This is a genomic window from Microcystis sp. LE18-22.4A (assembly GCF_027531105.1).
In the GTDB taxonomy this organism is placed as follows: Bacteria; Cyanobacteriota; Cyanobacteriia; order Cyanobacteriales; family Microcystaceae; genus Microcystis; species Microcystis aeruginosa.
On sequence record NZ_JAPZRB010000518.1, the window covers coordinates 1 to 7044 of the forward strand.

Sequence of the window (7044 nt, forward strand, 5' to 3'; positions counted from 1 at the left end):
GACTTTCAAAAACCTTGCATTATCCTTCTTGTAGTACATCGCTTGGTACAAAAAACAAGGGCAACAAAGCCTGAAACGACTGGCTACTGACTCCTGACTCCTGACTCCTACCCCCAGGAAAAACTTTTTCAGCAGACCCTAAATAAAGTTTCCTGAGCAGTGGGTGGTAAAAATATTTGTTTATTGAAGTCTACCCAATCTAGAACAAATTGTTTATTATTGCCATATTCTACTTCTTTAAGCACTTCGCGTACTGATTGTAGTTTACCTTCTGACACAAGCAAATCGATTTTTTGCCAAACGGTAGGAAAACTTTTGGGAAAATAGTTTCCTAAAACCTTAAAACTACTTGTGTCAAAAATGTAAACCATCAAAACAGTCCTTTGTCTAATAAATATTGTTCAATTTTTTCCACCATAGCAACTTTTTTAATGTTTAGATAATCAGCAACGCGCTCAATATCGTATTGACCTTGATAGTATTTATTGAACACCAGTTTTAGGTAATTTTCTCCCAAATATGTCGCCTGATTAGCATAGTAATCACCTCCAGATTTTTTATTTTTGTCCTGACTTTTTCTCACCTGCTCACTGTACCACTCGTTTACTTTAAGAGTATATTCTTTCTGAGAAATAAAGTTATTATCTAATAGTTTTCGTAGAACTACTTCTCGACTAACCTTATAATCACTGGAAATTTTCGAGATAATTTTATCGTTAACTATTGTTTCTCTAATTATCTCAGAAAAGACATGATTAGGAAGCAAAAACTCCGCAGCAAATTTATTACAAAATATCTCGATACTTTTATTTGCTCCCTGCAAACTATTAATATATCTATCGTCAGACTTAGTAATTCCATTAGTCTGCAAAAGAATATGTGCTAATTCATGAAAAATGGTAAATATTTGTCTAGATTTTTCCGTGCTATTATTAAGATAGATGATCGGAAATTCAATATCTATCAAGCAAAATCCCGAAATTTCTCGCTGCTTAAAAGAACGCTTAAAAATAAAAATACCGGCTTCTTCCACGGCACTCCGCCATTTTTTTAAGGCAGTTTCCTGATCATTCCAGGTCAGTTGTTCTTCTAGAGTAACGTTTAAATAATTTCTGATCTGTTCGGCTAATATCCTTAAATCATCCCTAGAGCTAACCGCAATATCCTGAAAGATTTTCTTGGTACTAGGATTAATACCATTATTAATTTCCTGTAGCGACAATTGCATCGCTTTGGCTTGTCGTAAAGCATAGATAGTATCGGCGGCCAAATTTTCGATTTCAAAGTCTGGCAAAGTTCTAAATTCTTGTTTTTCCTCCGCTTCTAGGGGAGGTTCTGGGAAAAAGAATAAAGCGAGAGGACGTTTATATATTTCTGCTAACTTTTCCAATTGACTATAGGTAGGAAAGTCCTCTCCTGACTCCCATTTTTCGATAACAGAAACATCTTTTTTAAACTTGACCGCCACAGACTCAAGAGAATATCTCGCCCTTTCTCTTGCCCATTGGATTATCTTGGGATTAACGCCTGTCAGTTTCTCGCCCATCACTTTATCTTATCATCACGAGATAGAGATTTCTAGCTTGATTTAGATCATAAAGTAGTTGTATTGTACTATATAATTACCTAAAATAGAGACAATGTACCGATTTCTGGATAGGTCAGCGAGGGATTGATAACTTTTTCCTATATAAAAAACCAGCCGAAAGCTTGACATTAGCCAAAATACCCAGACAATGTTAAGTTAAATTAACCAATAGCCGAGGCTTGTATTTAAGGAAAACCCCTTATGGTAGCAACACCAGTTCAACAGAAATACGACATTAAAGATATTAGTTTAGCCCCCATCGGCAAACAGCGCATCGAATGGGCCGGTCGGGAAATGCCCGTTTTGCGTCAATTAGCCGAACGTTACGCCATCGAAAAACCCTTTGCTGGACTGCGTTTAGTCGCTTGCTGTCACGTTACCACCGAAACCGCTAATTTGGCCATCGCACTCAAAGCCGGTGGCGCTGATGCGTTATTAATTGCTAGTAATCCCCTTTCCACCCAAGATGATGTGGCCGCTTGTTTAGTCGCTGATTACGGCATCCCCGTTTATGCAATCAAAGGGGAAGATAACGACACCTATCACCGTCACGTTCAAATCGCCCTCGATCATAAACCCCAGATTATCATCGATGATGGTTGTGATGTAGTGGCCACCCTGGTTAAAGAAAGAAGTCACCAATTACCCGACATTATCGGTACTACCGAAGAAACTACCACCGGTATCGTCCGTTTGCAAGCCATGCTCAAAGCCGGGGTGTTATCCTTCCCCGCAATGAACGTTAACGACGCAGAAACCAAGCATTTCTTTGATAATCGCTACGGTACAGGTCAATCTACCCTTGATGGTATCATTCGCGCCACCAATATCCTTCTTGCCGGTAAAACCGTGGTTGTGGCTGGTTATGGTTGGTGTGGTAAAGGTGTGGCTATGCGGGCCAAAGGTTTAGGTGCTAATCTAATTGTCACCGAAATTAACGCCGTGCGTGCCATTGAAGCGGCGATGGACGGTTTCCGGGTTATGCCCATGGATGAAGCCGCTAAAGAAGGCGATATCTTCATCACCGTTACCGGTAACAAGCACGTTATCCGGGCCGAACATTTTGACCTGATGAAAGATGGGGCGATTGTTTCCAACTCCGGTCACTTTGATATTGAAATCGACCTGCAAGCTTTAGGCGCAAAAGCCGATAATGTTAAGGAAGTTCGCAACTTTACCCAACAATATAGCCTAAAAAGCGGTAAATCCGTCGTTGTTATCGGTGAAGGTCGCCTAGTTAACCTCGCGGCCGCCGAAGGTCATCCTAGCGCCGTTATGGATATGAGTTTCGCTAACCAAGCGATCGGTGTAGAATACTTGGTTAAAAATAAAGGTAAATTAGCCCCCGGCATCTACTCAATTCCCTACGAATTAGACCAAGAAATCGCCCGTTTGAAACTGCAAGCCATGGGGATTGAAATCGATACTCTCACCGAAGCCCAATTAGAATATATCAACTCCTGGACTTCCGGAACCTAATATCAGTTATCAGTTATCAGTTATCAGTTTTCAGTTATCAGTTCACTGAAAATACTTTACTTTAAAACTGTTTTCTAAATCCTAAAAAATTATGACTGAATGGATTACAAATACAATGACTTCTATGGGCTATTTAGGCATAGCCCTATTAATGTTTTTAGAGAATCTTTTTCCTCCCATTCCCTCGGAATTAATTATGCCCCTGGCGGGTTTTACCGTCCATGAGGGACAAATGCAATTTATTCCGGCAGTGGTAGCGGGGATTGTCGGAACCGTAGTCGGAGCGCTACCTTGGTATTATCTCGGTCGGGTTGTGGATGAGGAAAAAATCGAAAAACTAGCCGATAAATACGGCAAATGGATTACCGTTTCCGCTAAGGATATTCAAAAAGCTAATCAATGGTTTAACCGTCACGGTAGCAAAGCGGTTTTACTCTGTCGTTTGGTCCCCGGAGTGCGAACTTTGATTTCCCTACCCGCCGGGATGAATCACATGGCGATGATTCCCTTTTTAGTTTACTCCACCATCGGCACGACCCTCTGGGTCGTTTTTTTAACGGCAGCAGGTTACTTTTTAGGGAAAAACTACCCCCTTGTGGAAGAATATCTGGCTCCCGTCTCAAAAATCGCCCTACTTGCCCTGGTTATCTGGTTTATCCTCTGGATTATCCGCAAACGTAACCGCCGGTACGAGTAAATGTTGATCATAAGTGGTGTGTTACGACGGATTGTCACTTTCCAGTCACAGCAGCAATTTTTGCCGTCTAACGCACCCTACTGGACTGTTTCAACTAAAATAGGGCAATAGATTTCGGCTTAAAGTCTTAGATTATAGAATTTATAGCATTTTTCTAATACACCAAATTAGCTGAAACAGTCCACTACGTTTTACTACTAATCACGCCGGCTACTCAAGGCGGCCGTGATCAGCAAATAGGCCAGCGTCACCCCGATACTGATTTGGAAGGCATAGGGAGCGGCGCGGTATCGATACCAACTGGAAAAAGATTCAAGAATTCTCAGGGTGAACAACACCACCCAATTTAAGGAAAGCATTACGAGGTAAAAAAACGCCCCGACTCCCAACGACTGCACAAAACGATTTTTTAATAAATCCATAGCCCTAACCAAGTTAACTATAACTCTTGCAAATTAATTATATGTTATCATCATCGATTAACTAATTTTCCCAAAAAAATTAGCATTACTTTTCTCCATCAATACTAAGTAGGTAGGCGAAAAAACTTATAAAATAGCAGAGAAACCTTTGTGGAGGATGAATCAAACCTTGCCAGAACGTAGCTTGGGTTGAAGCATGAAACCCAACGCCCGTATGGGTTACGCTACCGCTAACCCATCCTACAAATAATTGTGCCTACCTACTTAATTATTCAAGAAAGATTAGGAATAAGCGATAGAGAAACAGTCGAACAAATTAGGAAAAACCCTTACCTACAGTCTTTTATTGGGCTGACAAACTATCAAACATAAGTGTCCTTTGATGCCTCAATGATGGTATATTTTGGGAAAAGAATTAAGTTAAATTTCCTGAACAAAATTAACCAAGAAATGGTGAAAAAAGGGAGAGAAATCCTCGACGCATCAAAAGGGGAAGAAACCCCCGATCAAAAAGAAGAAGAAGGGGAGAAGAAAAATCGGGAAAAATGAATATTAGATGCCACTTGTGCGCCTGCCGATATTAAGTATACCACGGATTTAGGTATCTGAAATCAGGTAAGAAAAGAAACAGAGAAGATTTTAGACCGTCTCTATCAAGAAGTCAAAGAAAAGCTGATTAAGAAACCAATAATTTACCGAAAAATAGCGAGAAAGAACTATTTAAAAGTTGCTAAAAAACGTCGTCCCTCTCAGAAAGAAAGAAGAAAAGCCATCGATCAACAACTAGGATATATCAAAATAAACTTAGGTTATATAGACCAGATAATTGAACAAGGATCATCCTTAAGCTGCTTAAGTAAAAGACAATATAAACAGTTATTGGTGAGTCAAGAAATTTATCGTCAACAGCAGGAGATGTGGAAAGAGAAAAAACCAAGAGTTGACCATCGAATTGTGAGTTTAAATCAACCTCATGTTCGTCCTATCGTAAGAGGAAAAGCCAGAAAATCCATCCTATGTATGTTGATTAGTTTGTTTTCTGGCTCTTCTAGAGTAGTTATGATATTTTAGCAGAAAATAATCCACGCAAGCTTTGCCAAGTAAGGCTCAACAGAATTCAACAAAGCAATTTTAATAAAAAAAGCTTTTTGCTTTGTTGGACTCCAGGCTATTTAAGGGGTTAGGCTCATTTAAACTACTAATTTGCTATAACCAGTCTGGGAGAGCCTGTTTTCTTAGATCGTTTAAGTTGGGAAAAGTTTAACGAATCTCAGGACTTAAAAGCGCAAGTCGAGAACTTAAAAGAGACCTATGGTTGTTATCCTGAATCGGTTCATGTTGACCAAATTTACCGAACCAGAGAAAACCTAAAATGCTGTAAAGAAAGAGGAATAAGATTAAGTGGATTACCATTGGGAAGACCACCGAATAATCGAAGTGCTGAACTAAAAAAACAAGCTCAGTTAGAGGAAAAGTTTCGCCATCGTATTGAGGGCAAATTTGGACAAGCTAAAAGACGTTTTGGACTCGATATAGTGATGACTAAACTTTCAGAAAGGGAGCATCTCATTTATGCAAGTGAGTAATTAGGGTCTGCTGAAAAAGTTTGTTGGTGGGGGCAGGGTGTGGCCCCCCCAACCCCCCCGACATCGGGGGGGCAGGTGGGGTGTAGGGTTTTACCGATTTTGAGGTAGTCAGTTACCTAATTTTCAGGGAAAAAGTACCTGAATTTTACCCCCGATCACTCCAATGGCTGGCACTTTTTGAGGGGAAAAAAGTCCAAAAGTCTTATCCAACAAGGTTTTTAGATTTATTCAGCAGACCCTCAATAGGTTTTTCCTCTGATTTTTCACCTCTACCCGCATCGATCCCGAATGCGGGTTTTTTGACGAATTGCCGAGAGCTAAGGGTCAAATCAGGAAGATTTAGTAAATTCTAGACCGTTTTCGCTACCGTAACGCTCCATAAAACGCATAAAACGATCCCACTCTGCGGGAGAATTGAAAATAACCGTAGCTTCGATCGCCATGGGTTTACCGTTGATAAATTTGCCTTTTACTTTCGTGGTGACGATTTCCCCTTCCTCATCGATGAGATACATCCCCGTGATTTCCTCGGTTTGTTGATCTCCTAGGATAGTCGGTTGCTTAAAATAAAATTCTGCCGATCCCTTCTCTCCCGTTTTAGTGCGACTTAAGCGGATATCGGGAACAACAGGTTCTTTTAACCCCCTGGAAAACTGAATTTCTGCCATTACTTTTCTTTATCCTTGTCATGAAATACACATTTCTAGATCATCTCACACCAAGTCGCAAGTAAAAAGCAGATGGGACAGCATAAGCTCAAAATATCAATACCAATATCATTTTTCCTTATTCGTAGCAGGCCTATCCATTAGTCATACTAAATCCTATTTAAAAGGTATAGGAGAGTGGAGAGTGGGGAGTGGGGAGCAGGGAGCGGGGAGCAGGGAAAAACAATCCATAACTTGGGAGTTAATCACACTATTAAAAACGGATTCGGTGTCACATCTTTCTTAACACAAAATTTGACAAAAAGACAAAAGTATGCCAAGTGGCTCAAGTTGCTTCTCTGGAGGTAACTAATTTGATGGAATAGTTCCGGCGTTCTAGTCGGTCGTTAATTTCCATGCCCTCTATAATACAGCCCCTGTCAGGGTTCTGTCCCTTCTCAATTAAAACTTTTTATTGCGCTGACTAATTAGGGTTTGCTGAAAAAGCTTTTCGGTGGTGGCAGGGTGTGGGGTGTGGGGTGTGGGGTGTGGGGTTTTACCAGTTTTGAGGTGGTCAACTACCTAATTTTCAGGGAAAAAGTACCTGAATTTTCCCCCGATCCCC

The 7044-nt window shown here is 40.5% G+C and carries 6 protein-coding genes and 1 pseudogene; 3 read left to right on the forward strand and 4 right to left on the reverse strand.

The annotated features are described in order from the left end of the window. Positions 1–128: 128 nt before the first annotated feature. Together O9295_RS22120 and O9295_RS22125 are read right to left on the reverse strand one after the other, a co-directional pair. Positions 129–371, reverse strand: coding sequence for a DUF4411 family protein (locus O9295_RS22120; RefSeq protein ID WP_288035408.1), 243 nt, complete (start codon positions 369–371; stop codon positions 129–131). Next, positions 371–1546, reverse strand: a complete 1176-nt coding sequence (locus tag O9295_RS22125; RefSeq protein ID WP_288035411.1) for an ImmA/IrrE family metallo-endopeptidase — start codon at positions 1544–1546, stop codon at positions 371–373. The genes O9295_RS22120 and O9295_RS22125 overlap by 1 nt, the downstream gene beginning before the upstream one ends. A 243-nt stretch (positions 1547–1789) precedes the next feature. Here O9295_RS22125 and ahcY point away from each other — a divergent pair, with 243 nt between their 5' ends. Together ahcY and O9295_RS22135 are read left to right on the forward strand one after the other, a co-directional pair. Then, entirely contained in the window at positions 1790–3067 is a 1278-nt protein-coding gene (gene ahcY, locus O9295_RS22130) for an adenosylhomocysteinase (RefSeq protein ID WP_061432318.1), read from the forward strand. 91 nt (positions 3068–3158) lie between these two features. Next, positions 3159–3764 carry a DedA family protein gene (locus O9295_RS22135; RefSeq protein ID WP_271947041.1) on the forward strand — a complete coding sequence of 202 codons (606 nt, stop codon included), beginning with the start codon at positions 3159–3161 and terminating at the stop codon, positions 3762–3764. Between the two features lie 197 nt (positions 3765–3961). Here O9295_RS22135 and O9295_RS22140 read toward each other — a convergent pair whose 3' ends face one another. After that, a complete protein-coding gene (locus tag O9295_RS22140; RefSeq protein WP_288035415.1) occupies positions 3962–4123 on the reverse strand; it encodes a hypothetical protein in 162 nt (53 codons plus the stop codon). Positions 4124–4423: 300 nt separating this feature from the next. Between O9295_RS22140 and O9295_RS27980 the strand changes: the two are divergent. Beyond that, positions 4424–5742, forward strand: a pseudogene (locus tag O9295_RS27980) (transposase); the annotation flags it as partial. Between the two features lie 359 nt (positions 5743–6101). Here the strand turns inward: O9295_RS27980 and psb28 are convergent. Continuing rightward, positions 6102–6440 carry a photosystem II reaction center protein Psb28 gene (gene psb28, locus O9295_RS22155; protein WP_024969397.1) on the reverse strand — a complete coding sequence of 113 codons (339 nt, stop codon included), beginning with the start codon at positions 6438–6440 and terminating at the stop codon, positions 6102–6104. Between the last annotated feature and the right edge of the window lie 604 nt (positions 6441–7044).

What these genes read in the sequence shown, in the direction of transcription:
- O9295_RS22135 (WP_271947041.1), top strand. Translation starts at nt 3,159, where the DNA reads ATGACTGAATGGATTACAAATACAATGACTTCTATGGGCTATTTAGGC.
- O9295_RS22120 (WP_288035408.1), bottom strand. Translation starts at nt 371, where the DNA reads ATGGTTTACATTTTTGACACAAGTAGTTTTAAGGTTTTAGGAAACTAT.
- psb28 (WP_024969397.1), bottom strand. Translation starts at nt 6,440, where the DNA reads ATGGCAGAAATTCAGTTTTCCAGGGGGTTAAAAGAACCTGTTGTTCCC.
- O9295_RS22125 (WP_288035411.1), bottom strand. Translation starts at nt 1,546, where the DNA reads ATGGGCGAGAAACTGACAGGCGTTAATCCCAAGATAATCCAATGGGCA.
- O9295_RS22140 (WP_288035415.1), bottom strand. Translation starts at nt 4,123, where the DNA reads ATGCTTTCCTTAAATTGGGTGGTGTTGTTCACCCTGAGAATTCTTGAA.
- ahcY (WP_061432318.1), top strand. Translation starts at nt 1,790, where the DNA reads ATGGTAGCAACACCAGTTCAACAGAAATACGACATTAAAGATATTAGT.